The organism is Photorhabdus sp. RM96S (genome assembly GCF_042879335.1).
Lineage (GTDB): Bacteria > Pseudomonadota > Gammaproteobacteria > Enterobacterales > Enterobacteriaceae > Photorhabdus > Photorhabdus kayaii.
The window spans coordinates 11,706-32,081 of sequence record NZ_JBHFKT010000032.1 but is presented as its reverse complement, the minus strand read 5'-3'; the positions used below and the strand labels follow the sequence as shown (position 1 = coordinate 32,081).

Below are 20,376 nucleotides of genomic sequence, written 5' to 3'. Positions count from 1 at the left end.
TTTAATAATTAAATTAACTCACTGTGAAACAACAATGTTTTCCTGAGCAGGGTTAACATGCTGCATATGCATTTTTTCAACAGCTATCCTCTCAACCCGGCTGTGATCACCCAAAGCATTTTCTTCGAGGATCAAATTGCGCCACTCGATATCTAATGCATCACGTTCCACCACCAGATGCTCTCTTTCAGCCGTCAACAAGCGAGTTTCATGTGCAGTAGTTACAACAACTATGGCCGAAACCAGTACAACAACTAGAAGAATTAACGGTATCTTGGCATTCTTGAGCAAATCGCTGCCGATAATACCGGTTAATCCGTGACGTTCACCTGCCATTATTCACTAACTTTTTCAGCAAAACGCAAAACAGAACTACGAGCCCGTGGGTTATTAGCCACTTCTTCCTCTGGAGGTTTCATCTTGCCAATCGGTTTCAAGCTACGCCCGCCTCGTGCTTTCAGTTGCTCTTCTGTGAGTGGCAATCCTGCCGGTACTTGTGGCCCTCGACTATTCTGACGAATAAATCGTTTAACAATACGATCTTCCAGCGAATGGAAACTAATCACTGAAAGTCTCCCCTGCGGTGCAAGCACTTGTAATGCCCCCTCCAGCGCCTGCTCAATCTCTTCCAGCTCACTGTTGATATAAATCCTAATAGCCTGGAAACTCCTGGTTGCTGGATGCTTATGTTTTTCTTTTACCGGGCTGGCCTGAGCAATCAAATCGGCTAGCGCTTTTGTTCGGGTAATTGGCTCTTCCTGATTGCGTGCCACAATGGCTCTGGCAATGCGTTTGGCGAAACGCTCTTCACCAAATGTTTTCAATACCCAAGCAATATCATCTGCTGTTGCGTTCATCAGCCATTCTGCTGCTGACTGCCCGCGAGTCGGGTCCATCCGCATATCTAGCGGCCCATCACGCATAAAAGAAAAACCGCGTTCCGGATCATCCAACTGGGGCGAAGAAACACCTAAATCCAGTAATACACCATCAATTTTGCCGATTAGCCCGGCTTTTTCTGTATAGTGAGCCAATTTAGAAAATGGCCCATGTACAATTGAAAAACGTGGATCTGTAATCGTTTTCGCCACTTCAATCGCCTGAGGATCTCGATCAATGGCAATTAAGCGGCCTGCCGTCCCCAATTGCGACAAAATCAGACGTGAATGCCCTCCACGGCCAAATGTGCCATCAATATAGATGCCATTTTCACGAATATTCAGTCCGTTGACTGCTTCATCCAACAATACGCTGGTATGTTTAAAATGACTATTTGCCATATTTATAGTGATAATTCCTGTAGCCGTACTGATAAAGGTTCCTGTGTGGATTGCTCAGCTGCAATATCATCTTTAACCTGTTGATACCAAGCCTGTTCATCCCACAGTTCAAATTTGTTGAACTGACCAACCAGCATGACCTCTTTGACTAGCCCTGCATGCTGACGCAATGTATTAGCTAACAAAAGACGTCCTGCACTATCCATCTGGCATTCACTGGCATGACCTAAAAGTAAACGTTGCACCCGACGCTCCGCCGGATTCATGCTGGATAAGCGAGAAAGTTTTTCTTCAATAATCTCCCATTCAGATAATGTATAAAGCAACAAGCATGGTTGATGAAGGTCAATGGTACAAACCATTTGCCCTTGTGATTCCTCATTTAGCATAGCCCGGTATCGGGTAGGTACGGTGAGCCGCCCCTTGCTATCGAGATTTATCTGCGTTGCTCCACGAAACATCCTCAGGTCGCCCCTGGTGATCAAAAATTACCACTTTATCCCACTAATCCCCACAATAAGGAGTTTACGGATGGGATGAAAACCTTGTCAAGCCAGAGCCGATGCGCTTTAGCTATATTTGATGGCAGGATTTTGGCTGTTGGGAGGCATAATTATTAAATTTAGCAATATCAATAATAATTAACACCATGATAATTCTGAATAATTTTACAAGCACAGGGAGAATAAATGTTTACGGCAAAATAATGAAAAAATAGTTGTGTGATTAATTTATTTACATAATTTACATTTCATTACTATTTAACCACCGTGCAGCAATGTTTATCATTCTATTCGATGCATTCAACACTCAAACTAACTAGCAACAAAAAGCCACAAGATAAATATTATTAAAATCAATTTAATATATAAAAGACGGTAAAAAAACGGGAGTAAATAGACAAATCCCAAACTCAAATAAGCGCTGTTCCATGCGCTTCTTCCTACTGAATAATTTATGTATGAACGAAATTGCTATTTGCTCGCGCTAAAACACCTCTTTTAAGACAGATCTGACAACCAAAACCCCCCATCAGAAAATTAATGAGGGGTTTTTATCATATTTTCCGACTCAGGCTTCCTCGCCGACATAAGTCACGATGTATCCGTGTGATACCTGGCCCTGGCTTCTGCTTTTCATCCAGACTTGCTAACACCAGTTCCAATACCCGTTCAGCAATTTCACGATGACGCTGCGCTACAGAAAGCACTGGACATTCAAGGAAATCCAGTAATTCATGATCACCAAAAGTCGCAATAACCAATTGATTTGGTAAACGGCCGCTGTGTTTTAGCGTAACATCCATGACTCCCTGTAACAGGGCAAAAGAGGTGGTGAACAACGCTTGTGGCATTGGATGAGTTTCTAACCATGTGGTGAACACTTCAGCAGCCGCATCACGCTCATAGCTGTTTGAGTAAAGATACATCACTTTACGAGGGTCATCTTTCCATGCTTCACGGAACCCCTGTTCACGCAGAAAACTGACTGATAATTCAGGTAATGCACCGAGATAAAGCACAGATTCAGCAGAGAATTGACGAAATTCTTGCGCCAACATCTTTGCATCTTCAAAATCATCACCCACTACGCTGATAAAGTGTTCATTTTCGAGTGCCCGATCGAGAGCAATAATAGGCAAAGAACGATTTGCCCAGCGTTGATAAAAAGGATGCTCCGGCGGTAATGCGGTAGAAACAATAATTGCATCCACCTGACGTTGTAGCAGGTGTTCAACACAGCGCATTTCATTATCAGGTTGGTCTTCCGAACAGGCTATCAATAACTGATAGCCACGCTGACGAGCCTGACGTTCCAAATAATTAGCAATACGGGTATAGCTGGTATTTTCTAAATCTGGAATAACCAAACCAATAGAACGGGTACGTCCTGCACGGAGACCGGCTGCCACAGCATTAGGATGGTAATTATGCTCTCTGACCACTGCCATCACTTTTTCTACCGTTTTATCACTGACACGGTATTGCTTGGCTTTACCATTAATTACATAACTGGCCGTTGTGCGTGAAACACCTGCAAGGCGGGCGATTTCATCCAGTTTCACATTAACTCCTTCATAGACCCCAAAAAGGCCCTACTTTATCGCAGAGCCTGATAAATGTATGCACATAGCCCCGCAGTTTGCGATTTTTCATCGCATAATTTTATCCCCACGAGAGACACCGACAATACCCGAACGAGCAACTTCAACAATTTCAGCAACATCCCGAACAGCATCGAGAAAGGCATCCAATTTATCGCTGGTTCCCACCAACTGTACGGTATATAAGGTCGAAGTCACATCAACGATCTGCCCACGGAAGATGTCAGTACTGCGTTTGATCTCTTCACGTCCATATCCACTGGCCTGCAATTTGACTAGCATAATCTCACGCTCTACATGAGAACCCGGTGCCAACTCGCTGACTCGTAACACATCCACCAACTTGTGCAACTGTTTTTCAATCTGTTCAAGTACCCTTGCATCGCCCTTAGTCTGAATTGTCATCCGCGATAATGTCGGATCATCAGTTGGGGCGACAGTTAAACTTTCAATGTTGTAGCCACGTTGGGAAAACAGACCAACAACCCGGGACAAAGCCCCTGATTCGTTTTCAAGTAATACAGATAAAATCCGGCGCATAATCAGGTTCTCTCCGTTTTGCTTAACCACATCTCATCCATTGCTCCTCCACGGATCTGCATAGGATATACATGTTCAGTTTCATCCACAGTGATATCAACAAATACCAGCCGCTGATTTTCAGTCACCTCTTTCAAGGCTTCGGCCAATTTACTTTCCAATTCATCATAACGTTGAATAGAAATGCCAACATGACCGTAAGCCTCAGCCAATTTGACAAAATCAGGCAAGGATTCCATATAAGATTGAGAGTGACGACCGGCATAAATCATATCTTGCCATTGTCTTATCATCCCCAAGAAACGATTATTCAAGTTCAGAACCAGTACCGGCAACCCATATTGCAACGCGGTAGACAACTCCTGAATATTCATCTGAATACTGCCATCCCCCGTAACACAGACTACCGTCGCTTCCGGTTTCACCAATTTAACGCCCAAAGCAGCCGGTAAACCAAATCCCATCGTTCCCAAACCACCGGAACTGATCCAACGCCTTGGTTTATCAAATGGGTAATGCAATGCAACAAACATCTGATGCTGCCCAACATCTGAAGTGACGTAAGCTTCACCCTTCGTCAGACGATAGAGAACCTCGATAGCCGCTTGTGGTTTAATTTTTTCACCACTGCGATCAAAACTGAGACATTTACGGCTACGCCATTGCTGAATAGATAACCACCAATCTTTTAGCGCATCGGGATCTTGTGTATCTTCTACTGTCTCCAGCAACGCCAGCATTTGCCTAAGCACCTGTTTAGCATCACCGACAATAGGTACATCTGCGGAAACCGTCTTCGAAATTGATGTTGGATCAATATCAATATGTAATACCGTTGCTTCCGGGCAATATTTTTCCAGATTATTGGTTGTACGATCATCAAAACGTACACCGACAGCAAAAATGACATCTGAATTATGGATTGCTTTGTTAGCTTCGAATGTACCATGCATACCGAGCATGCCCAGGCTTTGCAGATGAGTTGCAGGGAAACTGCCTAATCCCATCAAGGAGCTCACAACAGGGATATTGAATTTTTCTGCCAATACCAGTAATTCTGCTGAACAATCTGCGTTAATCACCCCTCCGCCTACATATATGACGGGTTTTTTCGCATTCAATAATTTGCTTAATGCTCGCTTAATCTGCCCTTTGTGTCCTTGAATCGTTGGATTATAAGAACGCATACTTATCTGATCAGGATAAATATAGGGTAATTTTACTGCCGGATTTACCGTATCTTTCGGTAAATCAATAACGACGGGTCCCGGACGACCACTGGAAGCTAGATAGAAGGCTTTTTTCAGTACCTTCGGAATATCCTCTGCTTTTTTCACTAAAAAACTGTGTTTTACGATCGGGCGGGATATCCCTACCATGTCACATTCCTGGAATGCATCATTACCAATCAACGAACTGGCGACTTGACCGGACAATACAACCATTGGAATTGAATCCATATAAGCTGTGGCAATACCGGTAATGGCATTAGTTGCTCCTGGACCGGAGGTGATCAATACCACACCAACCTTCCCGGTAGAACGAGCATAACCATCAGCCATATGAACTGCCCCCTGCTCATGACGTACCAGGATATGCTCAATGCCCCCAACCGTATGCAGGGCATCGTAAATATCCAGTACTGCCCCCCCCGGATAACCGAATATATGCTTAACGCCCTGATCAATTAACGATCGGACGACCATTTCAGCTCCTGATAACATCTCCATAGGTTTTCCTCCAGGCTCTGTTTGCAAGTTAATAAATCGGAAGTTCCTTCCACTTTTATTTTAGTAAGACGAATGGCCTCTCAGCGATATATTGATGCTGAGTTAATTAACATAACGCTAGAAACGGGTGTTAGCAATGTGAGTAAAGGCAGAATAGCAACTTTCTGACAATTCCAAATGTCTCCTGCAAGCGTTATCTTACTATCAAGAAGCTAAAGATAAGTAGAATATGATTGGCTATACCTAAAAAGAACGACAACGTATAGGTATTATCCAGTATATATACGATAAAAAACTAAAAAGCAGTTTTCAAAATCGTTTAAGTCACCGAAGTATGAAGCTGACAAAGGAAATGCAGACAAATGCCTCAAATAATTTGACCGTCATTTCCTCGTTTCTGAATAACTATTGTGAATAATTCATTCAGGTAAAACCCATTTACCCCATTTTAATTAGAGAACACGATAAAATCCTTTATTTTTTCTAGAAAACTAATTCCATATATTCAATACTTACCTGGATATATAAATATTCATTTTCAAAATTAAATAACTAAATATAACAATCAGTTAAATGATGATTTAAAATAGGAGGAAATTATATTGATTTAAATAGCCAAGTTATGAATATAAGTAAACTTGGCATATCTACAAAACAACAAGACATTTATTTACAACATTGAATTATCTTTTAATATCTTTTCTAGCTGAGGAAAAACAGTAAAGCCGTCGCGATCTAAAAAGTGCCCACCATCGGAGAAACCATATAATTCAGTCCGGAGCTGCTGACTTAAATTTAATGTAAACTGTGGCGATACAATCTCATCATTAAGCGATAATATTGCTATCCGTTGGTTTATTTTCTGTCTGAGCGAGCTAAAATCCAGCTCCTCTTCAGTAAATGTACTTAATTCAGGTAAGGTTGATAGTTTTTCATAAAATCCTGAAATTAGTACAACTCCCCCAATATTTACATTATCAGGTAAAGATGAGATATAACGGAGTGTAGCAATACAACCCAAACTATGTCCAAAAAAAAGTGTTCTTTCGTTAGGACTGGAAATGCTCTCCTGCAATTTTTCTTGCCATAAATGGGGAAAAGGAGCATGAGATTCAGGCATTTCCGGCACAATAACATTAATATTTAACTTTTCATACTGATCTTTAAGCCAAGGAAACCAATGGTGATCAGGGGTTGCTGAAAGACCATGAACAATAACGACATTATTGAAATTCATCAATTCACCTAATTATACAAAGTGTATTTTATTTACTATACAGACTTTAAATTATCTTATCCATATATACCCGTCATCTTTCAAGTTGCCTCTTTGTTAGCTGCACTCACCCCAGTCACATCGTTATCTATGCTCCCGGAGATTCGCTCCCTTGCCGTCGCGATGCATCTTGAAATCTGGGTATTTTCAGAAAAAACCCAAAGCGGGATATTACTACAATATCCCTCATACTTTCCCTGAATAACTGGTAACACTAACTCTTTGTATAAAATCCCGAAAATCAATCTTGATACATAGATTCAATCTCTTTATAGTAACGCTGCATAATAATTTTCCTCCTCAATTTCAGTGTTGGAGTTAATTCACCCGTTTCCATTGAAAATGGTTTTGGCAGTAATATGAAACGCTTTACCTGATCGAAGTGAGCAAAGTTTTTCTGCACCTCTTTCAAGCGTTGCTCAAACATTTCGATAATCTGACTATGGCGTAGTAATTCAACCCGGTCATGATATTTGAGATTAATTGACCTTGCATACTCTTCCAATGCTTCATAACAAGGCACGATAAGAGCGGATACAAATTTACGGGCATCAGCAATAACAGCCACATGCTCAATAAAACGATCTTGCCCTAGCGTGCTTTCAATCATTTGAGGAGCAATATATTTCCCATTCGATGTTTTCATCAAATCTTTCAGACGTTCAGTAATGAACAAATTACCATTTTCATCCAACTTACCAGCATCACCTGTACGCAACCAACCGTCTTGAGTAAATGCCTTGGTGGTTTCTTGCTGATTATTGAAATAGCCTTTCATCACAATTGGGCCACGCACTTGTATCTCATCTTCTCCACCGATACGGACGTCAATGCCAGGCAAGGGTTTACCAATAGAACCAAATATATAACCTTGCTCTTCCCAACAGGAAACCGTGGCACAAGTCTCTGTCATACCATAGCCATATTTGATATTTATCCCAACAGCGAGAAAGAACAAGATAATCGTTTCGTCCAGACGTGCGCCAGCCGCAGGTAAAAACCGAACTCTGCCCCCCAATACATTTCGCAATTTACTCAACACCAATTTATCAGCCAGTCGATGCATTACTGTTGACCAAAGGCAGCTTTTTTTACTTTGCAAATTACGTAAAAACTGACGCTCACCACATTTAATCGCCCAATTAAAAAGTTTTCTTCGATGCCAAGGAGCCCTAGAAACCTTTTCAAAAACCGCACTATAAATTTTTTCGTAAAATCTCGGCACTGCACACATCACTGTCGGGCGGATATCCGCCATAGCTTGACGAACAAAATTAGTGTCGGTCAGATAAACATTTTGTGCTCCTACATGCATGACATAGAAACTCCATGCGCGTTCAAAGACATGGGATAACGGCAGAAAACTCAAAGAAACGTCCTGATCAGTTAATGTCAAGATATGATCATGTGAATACAACTGATAGGCTAAATTGCGGTAATCAAGCATGACGCCTTTAGGCTCACCCGTGGTACCAGACGTATAAATAAGTGTAAAAAGATCATCCAGATTGTGGTTAGCAATACGGGTTTCCAACGCAGATTGATGTTGTAATTTATTATCCGCCATGAAATCAGATAAATGCTGAGCTAATGAACAATCCCGCAAATCGACTGATTCATCTAAGACAATAATGTGACTTAACTGAGGGCAACGTTCTGTCAAAGTAATAGCAACATCATACTGCGGCTGCCCGCCAACAAACAAAATACGCACACCAGCATCATTAAGTATGAAACTAGCCTGTTCTTGACTACTGGTTGCATATAGAGGGACAGTGACCGCCCGAAGTTGTAATACAGCGATATCTGCCAATGACCACGCCATGCTGTTATGTGCAAAGAGGCCAATTTTTTCTTGTACATCAACACCAATCTCCAACAACGCCCGGCTAATAGCATTGGTCTTTTTGCCAATATCATTCCAGTTTAGTTCGAGTTGTTCAGCCGGAGACCATTGGCGAAAAGCAATTTTCTCTGGGTGTTGTTTGATTTGTTGTTGCAACCGGTTTATCAAGTGATAAGGATGTAAATTTTTAGTTATCACAATCTTTTTCCTGTTCGAAAAACTTTTTTCTTATCGGAGAAAAAACAGTAATTTAATTCTCTGATAATACCTTTTCGCATCACTTATTCGCTTTTCAGCTTACAGGTGTTAGCTATTTCCTTGCAGTCTACCGATTCCTGAACAACAGGAAAAGTCTATTTATCAAAAGTTGAAAAATTTGTGATAAAATAAAAAAACTCACCACCCTTATCCAGTAGTGAGTTTTCAAGTTAATTATCTGCTACTAAGTTGACTCAACAACGATTTCATCCATTGATGCCCTTTATCTTTCGTTGTAGATTCATGCCAAATCAAATAACACGGACGACTTACTTTCTCCCACGGTAATGAAACCGCTCTTATTGCTAATTGTTCGTTATAGTGCTCAACTAACCATTTTGGTGCAATCGCAACCAAATAGGTTTGAGAGACAATATGCAACACACTATTCAAATCGGTCCCCTGATAAACCACCGAACGCAAACGTTCACCTCCATCATAATAGGGAACGCTGAATGAACAGATATTATCCAATGATACAACGGCATGATGTTCCTCATACAATTGCTGCTCACTAATACTATTTTCAATTCTTGGATGATGATTAGAAACAGCCAAAACCAACTCATCATTGAATAACGGGTAATGATGAAAATCCATACGTTCTAGCTGCGTATAGCTAATGACAAACTCAGTTTCCTGATACCTGAGCTGATGTTCAATATTATCATGTAGATATGATCTAATCGTCACACCCAGATTGGGTGTATTTTGTTTCACCTGTTCAACTATTTTTGCAGCCAGTCTAATATCTAGAGGGCTACAAATTGAAAGACTAAAAACCCTATCACTATTATCAGGTTCAAAACCAACCCCAGGTAACTCGTTATATACCAGTTGTAATGCCTGACGGACGGGACCAAATAATTGATGAGCTCTTGCCGTCGGTTGTATTCCACGCCCATAACGCACAAATAATTCATCATTGAACATTAGCTTCAAACGAGAAACCGCATTACTGACAGCCGGTTGTGACATTCCTAATATCTGTGCCGCACGTGTTACATTCTGCATTTGCATAACTGCATCAAAAACAGTCAGAAGATTGAGATCCACATTACGTAAATGAATTTCATTTGGATCTTTTTTGGTTGCAGTTACTGAGGTGTATTCAGCCATTGTTTAACTCCACTAAACTGATGCAGATGATCCCAGCTAATAACAAAACATCGGAAATACCTTCATTTATTACTCAGATATTACGATGACTCTAACTATTAACGAGATCAATTGTCTTAATCATTTCGATAACAAATAATTAAGACTCGTCCTTGTACAAATCTGAATACGCATAGCTAACCAGCGCATCCCCTTATTAATGTTAAAAATATATAATTTCAATTAGTAGACAATGTAGTGCTCATTATTCATTCACAAAAAAGTACAATTATGTTAACAATTTATTCACCCTGATATTTTGTATATGACGATAAATCAAAGAATTACACAATTTACAATAAAATTACTGACTTATTATTATTAAACAATTTTATCAGAGTTATTATATTATAGAATTATTTTTTCAAAGATATATAACATAACGTCCTATTTGTATCTATTTTTCCAATGACAAATGATGTTTTTCGGAAAAATACAAATCGACTTCCAGCTCATCACACAAAAAATACTTCATTTTAATTAATCAGTATAATGCGCTATTTTTTATATAAATCTGAGCTTATCATTAAAGTCAAACCAGAACAAAAAAGGATAAAATAAAAGCTTTTTAAATATAAACAGATCAACACTTCAATTTACCACTATGAGAAAAGTAAAACCAAGGATCATATGCCTAAATGAATTCTTGACATCACTTTTAAGATAACGTATCAATAAAAGCATACGAATCACAAACACTCATTAATACTACTGAAAGGTTGGATCGATATGATTCACTCAATTTGTCTACTAAACCTACTACTCATCGTATCTGATATGCGCGGTATGCTGGTGGACAGAAAACAGAGTTGATTTAAAACAGAGTTGGTCCAAACCAGACATTAACAAGAACCCGCGCCAAGCGCGGTTTTTTTTTACCTGCTGGGCGCAAAAAACAACCATGAGAGGAACGTACATATGAACCAGCAAGTTATTATCTTCGACACCACGTTACGTGATGGAGAACAAGCATTACAGGCCAGCTTATGTGTGAACGAAAAACTCCAGATTGCCTTGGCCTTGGAGAAAATGGGTGTTGATATCATGGAAGTCGGTTTTCCAGTTTCCTCTCCTGGTGATTTTGAATCTGTACAGACGATCGCTAAGCAGATAAAAAATAGCCGTGTTTGCGCCTTAGCCCGTTGTGTAGAAAAAGACATTGATGTGGCCGCAGAAGCATTAAAAGTTGCAGACGCTTTTCGTATCCACGTCTTTTTAGCCACTTCCGATTTACATATTGAATCCAAGCTGAAAAAAACATTCGAAAATGTCATGGAAATGGCAACTCAATCAATCAAACGGGCACGTCGTTACACTGATGATGTCGAATTCTCCTGTGAAGATGCGGGCCGTACACCTATTGATAATCTGTGTCGGATCGTTGAAAACGCTATCAAAGCAGGCGCAACGACGATCAATATCCCAGATACTGTCGGTTACACCACGCCATATCAATTTGGCGGCATCATCACTAACTTGATCGAACGCGTTCCTAATATTAATAAAGCGATAATATCCGTCCATTGCCACGATGATTTGGGGATGTCTGTCGCCAACTCTATCACAGCAGTACAATCCGGAGCTCGTCAGATAGAGGGGACGATAAACGGTCTGGGTGAACGTGCCGGTAACTGTTCACTGGAAGAAGTCATTATGGCGATTAAAGTCCGTCAGCAAATGTTAGGTGTTTATACTAATATCAACCATCAGGAAATTTACCGCACCAGTCAGTTGGTCAGCCAATTATGCAATATGCCAATCCCCGCGAATAAAGCAATTGTTGGTAGCAATGCATTTTCCCACTCATCCGGGATTCATCAAGACGGGGTACTGAAAAATCGTGAAACTTACGAAATTATGACACCAGAGTCCATCGGCCTGAAAGAAATTCAATTGAACCTGACTTCCCGTTCTGGTCGCGCCGCAGTGAAACACCGTATGGAAGAGATGGGATATCAGGATAAAGATTACGATCTGGATAGCTTATACGAAGCCTTTTTACGTCTGGCAGATAAAAAAGGCCAGGTATTTGACTATGATTTGGAAGCCTTAGCGTTCATCAATTTGCAACAACAAGAACCTGAATTTTTCCATCTGGACAACTTTAATATCCAATCTGGCTCCAATGTGATGACAACAGCTGCTGTACGTTTAGTGTGCGGTAAAGAGGTGAAATCAGAAGCTGCCACAGGTAATGGACCGGTAGATGCTGTCTATCAGGCAATCAGTCGAATAACTGAATACCCAGTTGAACTGGTTTCTTATCAGTTATCAGGTAAAGGCCAAGGAAAAAATGCACTGGGTCAGGTAAATATCGTTGTCGAATGCTTTGGGCGTCGCTTCCACGGCATGGGATTGGAAACAGATATTGTTGAATCTTCTGCCAAGGCAATGATTCATGCTCTGAACTGCGTTTGGCGTACAGAGCAAGTTAAGAAAGAGAAACAACGTATACAGCAAAATACAAAGGAAATGGTGTAAACATGTCGAACAATTATCATATTGCAGTTTTACCCGGTGATGGTATTGGCCCTGAAGTTATGGCACAAGCCTATAAGATATTGGACGCAATCCGTAAGCGTTTCAATATCCGTATCACCACCAGCGAATATGATGTGGGTGGGATTGCTATTGATCACCACGGCTGTTCACTACCGGCAAAAACCGTAGCAGGTTGCGAACAGGCTGATGCCATATTGTTCGGCTCCGTGGGAGGGCCTAAATGGGAACATTTACCACCAGCAGAACAACCTGAGCGTGGCGCACTGTTGCCATTGCGCAAGCATTTCAAACTATTCAGCAACTTACGCCCTGCCCGCTTATATGCTGGATTAGAGGTATTTTGTCCTTTACGCCATGATATTGCCGCCAAAGGCTTTGATATTTTATGTGTCCGTGAATTAACCGGCGGTATCTATTTTGGTCAACCCAAAGGACGTGAAGGCCAAGGTAAATATGAACGAGCATTTGATACTGAGGTTTATCACCGTTTTGAAATCGAGCGTATTGCCCGCATCGCCTTCGAATCCGCTCGCAAACGCGGTAATAAAGTCACATCTATTGATAAAGCAAATGTGTTGCAGAGTTCCGTATTGTGGCGAGAAGTTGTTACTGAGATTGCAAAAGCGTATCCAGATGTAGAAATCAATCACATGTATATTGATAACGCCACCATGCAGTTAATTAAAGATCCGTCTCAGTTTGATGTGATGCTGTGCTCCAATATTTTCGGCGATATCTTATCTGATGAGTGCGCCATGATTACCGGTTCAATGGGGATGTTACCTTCTGCTAGCCTGAATGAAAAAGGTTTTGGCCTGTACGAACCCGCTGGTGGTTCTGCACCAGATATTGCCGGAAAAGGTATTGCTAACCCGATAGCCCAGATCCTGTCTGCCGCTTTACTGTTGCGCTATAGCTTAGGTCACAATGACGCCGCTAATGCGATTGAACAAGCGGTTAACTACGTACTGGAACAGGGCCATCGCACAACAGATTTAGCCGGAAACGGTAAAGCAATTAGCACTGATGAAATGGGCAGCGCTATCGCCCGTTATATAGCCGAGGGTGTTTAACATGGCTAAGACTTTATATCAAAAATTATATGATGCTCATATTGTCCGGGAAGTACCGCATGAAACCCCGTTACTCTATATTGATCGTCATCTGGTTCATGAAGTAACCTCCCCGCAAGCTTTTGATGGTTTGCGTACTAAAGGCCGCCCAGTGCACCAACCCGGTAAAACGTTCGCAACAATGGATCATAACGTATCCACGCAAACAAAAGATATTAACGCTTGTGGTGACATGGCACGTATTCAAATGCAGGAGTTGATGAAAAACTGCGCTGAATTCGGTATCACATTATATGACCTCAATCATCCCTATCAGGGGATTGTTCATGTCATCGGCCCTGAACAGGGGATAACCCTACCAGGCATGACGATTGTTTGTGGTGATTCCCATACTGCCACGCACGGCGCATTCGGCTCGTTGGCCTTCGGTATTGGCACTTCTGAAGTTGAACATGTACTCGCTACCCAAACTCTGAAACAAGCCCGTGCCAAGACTATGAAAATCGAAGTGATGGGTGATGTCGGTGATGCTATTACCGCCAAAGATATCGTTCTGGCGATCATCGGCAAAACAGGCAGTGCAGGTGGTACAGGGTATGTAGTGGAATTCTGTGGTAAGGCGATTGAAGCACTTAGCATGGAAGGCCGTATGACTTTATGTAACATGGCAATTGAAATGGGTGCTAAAGCAGGTTTAGTTGCACCGGATGAAACCACTTTTACTTATATGAAAGGCCGCCAGTTCTCACCGAAAGGAGAGCTATGGAAGCAAGCTGTTGCTTACTGGAAGACATTGAAATCCGATCCTGATGCACAATATGACACCATTGTTACGATTAATGCAGAAGAGATCTCCCCGCAGGTTACATGGGGAACAAACCCTGGGCAAGTGATCGCCATTGATCAAACAATTCCAGCGCCGGAATCTTTTAGTGATCCTGTTGAACGAGCATCTGCTGAAAAAGCACTGGCGTATATGGATTTGAAACCCGGTATTAAGCTAACAGATGTGAAGATCGATAAAGTCTTTATCGGCTCTTGCACCAACTCCCGGATTGAAGATTTACGGGCTGCCGCAACCATCGCACAAGGCCATAAAGTTGCACCTGGTGTTCAGGCGATCGTTGTTCCCGGATCAGGCCCCGTTCAAGCACAAGCAGAAGCAGAAGGTTTAGATAAAATTTTCATAGAGGCCGGTTTTGAATGGCGCTTACCCGGATGTTCCATGTGTCTGGCAATGAATAATGACCGCCTGCAACCCGGTGAACGCTGTGCTTCTACCAGTAACCGCAACTTTGAAGGGCGCCAGGGACGTGGTGGACGCACCCATTTGGTGAGTCCAGCGATGGCAGCAGCAGCAGCGATTAATGGTCATTTTATCGATATACGCCATCCAGCACAGAAGTCATAAAGGAGAGAATGATGGAAAAGTTTATTCAACATACCGGCTTAGTTGCTCCTTTAGATGCGGCAAACGTCGATACTGATGCCATTATTCCCAAACAATTCTTGCAAAAAGTCACTCGCACAGGCTTTGGTCAACACCTGTTTCATGACTGGCGTTTTCTTGATGAGGCAGGACAAAAACCTAATCCTGAATTCGTATTAAATCAGCCTTGTTATCAGGGTGCCAGTATCCTTCTGGCTCGTGAAAACTTTGGTTGCGGTTCCTCCCGTGAACATGCACCTTGGGCACTAACGGATTATGGTTTTAAAGTTGTTATCGCCCCAAGTTTCGCGGATATTTTCTACGGTAATGCTTTCAACAACCAGTTACTGCCAGTAAAACTGAACGATAACGATGTCAATGAGCTATTTGAGTTGGTTCAGCAAAACAAAGCTTGCCGTTTTACTGTCGATCTAGAACAACAGAAAGTCCATGCTGGCGATAAAAACTATGATTTTGAAATCGATAGTTTCCGGCGCCACTGTATGATGAATGGTCTGGATAGTATTGGCCTAACATTACAACATCTGGATGCCATAATAACCTACGAGCAAGAACAACCGGTTTTCCTACGTTAATTTTTCCGTTATTGATTTATCCCGTAGTTTTCTACTACGGGATTTTTTCTATAGAAATTTACAGATAGAAATAGCGATAGTAGCTGGACAAAACACCTCCAATACCAGATTATTACTCGCTTTAAACTGATATGTATACCCTATGGATTTCAAGATGCATCGCGACGGCAAGGGAGTGAATCCCCGGGAGCATAGATAACGATGTGACCGGGGTGAGTGAGTGCAGCCAACAAAGAGGCAGCTTGAAAGATGACGGGTATAAAAGAAATAGAGAGTACACAATGTATAATAAGAAAAAAAGCCAGTAAGCTTTCTTACTGGCTGGCAAATCACCATTACTCAAGAAAATTGGGGGAGAAGCCAGATTTCGTCTGGCCTATTGAGCTACTTTCAATATGGATAATTATCGTCGCAATATAAGGAAATAAAAATTGATGAATAATACTCTGGAGTTCCTCTTTTATGCCCAGTTCACGCTTACAACAACAATTCATTCGATTATGGCAACACCATCAAGGAAAAGAGGCTGAAACAACGTTACAAGAACTGGCAAATGTACTGCATTGTTCAAAACGCCATATCCGTTCACTGCTCAACAATATGCAGAAAGCTGGCTGGTTACAGTGGCAATCTGAGTCCGGGAGAGGGAAACGTTCTCAACTGAATTTTTTACGTGATGGATGGGAATTTCAACAACAACGAGCTGAAGAGTTGCTTGAGCAACATAACGTTGAGAAGTTGGTCCAACTGGTTGGTGATAAAGATACAGTCCGTCATATGGTACTATCCCAGATTGAGCGCCGTTTCCGTCAAGGAAAAAACTTACTGCGGATACTCTATTATCGCCCCTTCCCTAATCTTCTACCCGGTTCACCTTTACGCCGTTCTGAAATTCATCTGGTCAGGCAGATATTTAATAGCCTAACCCGCATAAATGAGGAAAATGGGGAACCAGAAGCTGACATAGCTCATCATTGGCAACAATTATCCTCAAATCATTGGCGCTTTTATCTACGGCCGGCCATCCATTTTCACCACGGCAGAGAATTACAGATGGCAGATGTCATCGCTTCGCTACAAAGATTACGCAACCTGCCCCTTTTTTCTCATATTGAAAAAGTCACAACGCCCACCCCCTACGTGATTGATATTTTTCTTTCAGAACCTGATCTCTGGCTCCCCTTATTAATCGGCAGCCCACATGCCATGATCTTGCCTCAAGAGTGGCAAAAGTTACCGAACTTCTCTCGTATGCCAGTGGGAACCGGCCCTTACCAGGTCATAAAAAACAGCGCTCAGAAACTACAAATTCGTGCCTTTGATAATTACTTTGGCTTTCGGGCACTGATTGATCAGGTGAATATATGGTTTCTACCAGAATTAGCGGAGAAACTGGTTTGTACAACTCTGCATCTGGAAAGTGACAGCACGGATAATAACTCGCTAGATAGCAGGATAGAAGAAGGCTGTTATTTCCTACTACACGACCATCGTTCAACTAAATGTAAGAGAGAAGACGTTCGCCAATGGCTATGCAGTCTGCTAACACCGATCAATCTGCTAGCGCATTGTGACCCCTTTTATCAACGTCACTGGTCACCCGCTTATGGTTTATTACTGCGCTGGCATCACAGTAAGCTCATATCCGAATTGAACAAACCAGAGGATATTACCCATCTGACCGTCACGCTTTGTCATCAACATCACGAATACCACACAATCAGCCAGATCCTTCAAGCCATACTGACCAAGTGCGGCGTCGAATTGAAAATCAACATCGTGGATTATGACACATGGTTCAATGGTAACACCGAAAGTGACCTCTGGCTTGCTACCGCCAACTTTTATAATCCTCTGGAGTTTTCGCTGTTCGCTACACTGTACGAGATGCCATTATTGAAAAAATGCCTTGGTAATGACTTAAGTAAAGAAGTATCACAATGGCGACGACAAGAGTTATCGCTTGAAGAGTGGTGCGAAAAAATAGTTGATGAACATTGGTTGCATCCACTGTTCCACCACTGGCTTGAGTTACAGGGGCAGAGAAGTATGCGGGGAGTCAAAATGAACACCTTTGGTTGGTTTGATTTCAAATCTGCCTGGTTCAACCCATATGAAGGGTAATTCACAGAAAAAGCCAGAGTTATGAACATACACAGGTGTGCAAACTTGCTTTTATTCACTTTTTCTGTGGATATCTATGTGAAAAAGGCAGGGGTAATTCAGGTATAGCTTTATATTATGAATTATCAGTCTATAGACAAAAAATGAAATAGTATTTATTTTTCATTGAAATAGCAGCTATTTATCTCGCTATTTCTAGCATCAACCATAACTATAATGGACAACGTTAGTTGATGAGAACAAAAAACAATCAAAAATTATGTTATCCACAGGTTATGCTTTTTAGTTAAGCAAAAAACAGCGGTTTTTGTAGAAAAAAGTGTTAGTCAAACCTGTAAATCAAACCAGTGATCTCATTTTTGTCTACTTATCCCATAAAACTGTGGATAACATGGTGTAAGATCCTGTTCATTATTACCAGCAATAGGTGAACAAGAACGGCAGTCAATTTTACAATATTTGAAACAGCAATAAAAAATGTTTGTATATCATGCTATTATCACTTTTTAGCTATTGTATGAACCTCGGATTTATTATTCACAGAAACTAAGGCTGTTTTTTGACCTAAAAAACGGATATCTCAAATGAACATACTGTTTTCCCCCCCACCTCCACCAGACAACGAGCAACAGTTGCTTGAATGCGCCCAACTTCTGGCTGGCTTATCAATGGGAGAACTCGCGGCAAAAGCAAATTTACCTATCCCACCCAATCTGAAACGAGATAAAGGCTGGGTAGGCATGTTGCTAGAATATTATCTGGGGGCAAGTGCCGGCAGCAAGCCAGAGCAAGATTTCGAACATATCGGTATTGAGCTTAAAACCATCCCAGTAGACAGAAGAGGTTATCCATTAGAAACAACATTTGTCTGCGTTGCACCATTAACAGGGAACAGTGGTATTACCTGGGGAAGCTGTCATGTTAGACGCAAATTATCGCGAGTACTGTGGATACCTGTTGAAGGTGAACGGGAAATCCCTCTAGCCAAACGCAGGGTTGGCTCTCCTTTATTGTGGAGTCCCAATCAAGAAGAAGAAGAGTTACTACGTCGCGACTGGGAAGAATTGATGGATTTCATCGTGCTTGGCAAAGTAGAGAGCGTTACCGCCCGTCATGGAGAAGTATTACAGTTGCGCCCAAAAGCGGCTAACAGCAAAGCATTAACCGAAGCAATCGGTGTACACGGCCAGCCTATTATGACTCTGCCTCGCGGGTTCTATCTAAGGAAAAATTTCACTGCTCCTCTACTGGCCCGTCATTTTTTGATTTAACGTTGAGCTCTGACTGATTTTTACATCGACATACTTACCTTACATCTAATCACGCGTATAATTAGCTTTTTACCTTAAGGTTTTAATAAGCAATGTTAGAATGGATTGTTGATCCCCACGCCTGGATGGCACTTGCCACCCTGACAATTCTAGAAATCGTTTTAGGGATTGATAACATTATCTTTTTGTCACTTGTTGTGGCAAAACTCCCTAACCATCAACAAAATAAAGCACGTAAGATCGGACTAATGGGAGCAATGCTGATGCGCTTGGCGCTGTTAGCATCTATTGCCTGGGTTATTCGGCTAACCTACCCGATATTGACAGTTTTTGAACATGACATTTCTACCCGTGACTTAATCCTATTCTTTGGCGGTCTATTCCTGATCTGGAAAGCCAGCAAAGAAATCCACGAAGCGATCGAAGGTGACAATGAAGGAGAGCTAAAACGTCCTGTTCACTCCTTCCTGGGGGCCATCATCCAGATTATGTTGCTGGACATTATTTTCAGCCTGGATTCAGTCATCACCGCTGTTGGCCTGTCCGATCACCTATTCATTATGATGGCAGCCGTTATCATAGCCGTCGGTGTCATGATGCTCGCCGCTCGTCCTATCGGTGAATTCGTTGACCGTCACCCTTCCGTCAAAATGCTGGCGCTGTCGTTCTTAATCCTTGTAGGCTTTACCCTTATTCTGGAAAGCGTACAAGTGCATATACCTAAAGGTTACATCTATTTTGCTATGTTCTTCTCAATGGCAGTGGAAACACTGAATCTCATGCGTGGGAAAAAGAAAAGAAATTAGAAATAGCGCTAAATAACGCTAAAAAATATCATTCTTTGATTTAAAAAGTACGCCATAGATGCCCAGTTCAGTACTGCGGCATCTCAATTCTATGCAGCAAAAAATTGCCGGTTATTTCGGCATTTTTTGTTATACCTGGCTAACCTAGCCAAATATGAAAACTTTATTATGACTATCCAAACAAATATGCATGAAGCTAAAAGTAACTTAAGCCAACTAGCTGACAAACCTTATGTCCAACTTATACCAATAACCCAATCAGATAGGGTTCCTGGAAGATTCGAAGATCTTACTACCATAGGAGAGGATTTTTTTAATACAGACCGGGAAATTCAGTTCATGCTTGAAGGTAACAAGTGAAACATTTGTTGCTTGATAAACAT

At 41.6% G+C, this 20,376-nt stretch carries 17 protein-coding genes; 7 read left to right on the top strand and 10 right to left on the bottom strand.

Features of this window, described 5'->3' with window-relative positions; genetic code table 11:
- Positions 1-18 precede the first annotated feature (18 nt).
- From ftsL to leuO, 10 genes are all read right to left on the bottom strand, one after another.
- Positions 19-339: a cell division protein FtsL gene (gene ftsL, locus ACGF49_RS17850; RefSeq protein ID WP_041380284.1), complete on the bottom strand. Its 321-nt coding sequence runs from the start codon at positions 337-339 to the stop codon at positions 19-21.
- The gene (gene rsmH, locus ACGF49_RS17845) at positions 336-1,280 is read right to left on the bottom strand and encodes a 16S rRNA (cytosine(1402)-N(4))-methyltransferase RsmH (RefSeq protein ID WP_113043352.1); all 945 of its coding nucleotides are present in this window, start codon (positions 1,278-1,280) and stop codon (positions 336-338) included. Before rsmH ends, ftsL begins: the two co-directional genes overlap by 4 nt.
- Positions 1,281-1,282: 2 nt before the next feature.
- Entirely contained in the window at positions 1,283-1,741 is a 459-nt protein-coding gene (gene mraZ / locus ACGF49_RS17840; protein ID WP_011147826.1) for a division/cell wall cluster transcriptional repressor MraZ, read from the bottom strand.
- Between the two features lie 596 nt (positions 1,742-2,337).
- Positions 2,338-3,345 carry a catabolite repressor/activator gene (cra, locus tag ACGF49_RS17835; RefSeq protein WP_113043353.1) on the bottom strand — a complete coding sequence of 336 codons (1,008 nt, stop codon included), beginning with the start codon at positions 3,343-3,345 and terminating at the stop codon, positions 2,338-2,340.
- 87 nt (positions 3,346-3,432) lie between these two features.
- The gene (ilvN, locus tag ACGF49_RS17830) at positions 3,433-3,924 is read right to left on the bottom strand and encodes an acetolactate synthase small subunit (protein WP_167405300.1); all 492 of its coding nucleotides are present in this window, start codon (positions 3,922-3,924) and stop codon (positions 3,433-3,435) included.
- Positions 3,925-3,926: 2 nt separating this feature from the next.
- Positions 3,927-5,654, bottom strand: coding sequence for an acetolactate synthase 3 large subunit (gene ilvI / locus ACGF49_RS17825; RefSeq protein ID WP_113043354.1), 1,728 nt, complete (start codon positions 5,652-5,654; stop codon positions 3,927-3,929).
- Between the two features lie 670 nt (positions 5,655-6,324).
- Positions 6,325-6,891 carry an alpha/beta hydrolase gene (locus ACGF49_RS17820; protein WP_228899507.1) on the bottom strand — a complete coding sequence of 189 codons (567 nt, stop codon included), beginning with the start codon at positions 6,889-6,891 and terminating at the stop codon, positions 6,325-6,327.
- An 80-nt stretch (positions 6,892-6,971) separates the two neighbouring features.
- The gene (locus ACGF49_RS17815) at positions 6,972-7,145 is read right to left on the bottom strand and encodes a hypothetical protein (protein ID WP_158536584.1); all 174 of its coding nucleotides are present in this window, start codon (positions 7,143-7,145) and stop codon (positions 6,972-6,974) included.
- Positions 7,146-7,171: 26 nt separating this feature from the next.
- Entirely contained in the window at positions 7,172-8,971 is a 1,800-nt protein-coding gene (locus ACGF49_RS17810; RefSeq protein ID WP_387492134.1) for an AMP-dependent synthetase/ligase, read from the bottom strand.
- Between the two features lie 237 nt (positions 8,972-9,208).
- On the bottom strand, positions 9,209-10,153 hold the full coding sequence (gene leuO, locus ACGF49_RS17805; protein WP_113043357.1) for a transcriptional regulator LeuO: 945 nt from the start codon (positions 10,151-10,153) through the stop codon (positions 9,209-9,211).
- Between the two features lie 957 nt (positions 10,154-11,110).
- On the opposite strand from leuO, the gene leuA reads away from it, so the two are divergent.
- The 7 genes from leuA (at position 11,111) to ACGF49_RS17770 (ending at position 19,993) form a co-directional block, all read left to right on the top strand.
- Positions 11,111-12,673 carry a 2-isopropylmalate synthase gene (leuA, locus tag ACGF49_RS17800; protein WP_112895372.1) on the top strand — a complete coding sequence of 521 codons (1,563 nt, stop codon included), beginning with the start codon at positions 11,111-11,113 and terminating at the stop codon, positions 12,671-12,673.
- 2 nt (positions 12,674-12,675) lie between these two features.
- Entirely contained in the window at positions 12,676-13,767 is a 1,092-nt protein-coding gene (leuB, locus tag ACGF49_RS17795; protein WP_262977857.1) for a 3-isopropylmalate dehydrogenase, read from the top strand.
- Position 13,768: 1 nt separating this feature from the next.
- Positions 13,769-15,178: a 3-isopropylmalate dehydratase large subunit gene (gene leuC / locus ACGF49_RS17790; protein ID WP_228899512.1), complete on the top strand. Its 1,410-nt coding sequence runs from the start codon at positions 13,769-13,771 to the stop codon at positions 15,176-15,178.
- A gap of 8 nt (positions 15,179-15,186) precedes the next feature.
- Positions 15,187-15,792 carry a 3-isopropylmalate dehydratase small subunit gene (leuD, locus tag ACGF49_RS17785; RefSeq protein ID WP_228899514.1) on the top strand — a complete coding sequence of 202 codons (606 nt, stop codon included), beginning with the start codon at positions 15,187-15,189 and terminating at the stop codon, positions 15,790-15,792.
- Positions 15,793-16,254: 462 nt separating this feature from the next.
- Positions 16,255-17,916, top strand: coding sequence for an HTH-type transcriptional regulator SgrR (sgrR, locus tag ACGF49_RS17780; protein ID WP_387492114.1), 1,662 nt, complete (start codon positions 16,255-16,257; stop codon positions 17,914-17,916).
- Between the two features lie 584 nt (positions 17,917-18,500).
- Positions 18,501-19,187: a DNA mismatch repair endonuclease MutH gene (mutH, locus tag ACGF49_RS17775; protein ID WP_112878568.1), complete on the top strand. Its 687-nt coding sequence runs from the start codon at positions 18,501-18,503 to the stop codon at positions 19,185-19,187.
- A gap of 92 nt (positions 19,188-19,279) precedes the next feature.
- Entirely contained in the window at positions 19,280-19,993 is a 714-nt protein-coding gene (locus ACGF49_RS17770; RefSeq protein ID WP_113043360.1) for a TerC family protein, read from the top strand.
- Positions 19,994-20,376 lie beyond the last annotated feature (383 nt).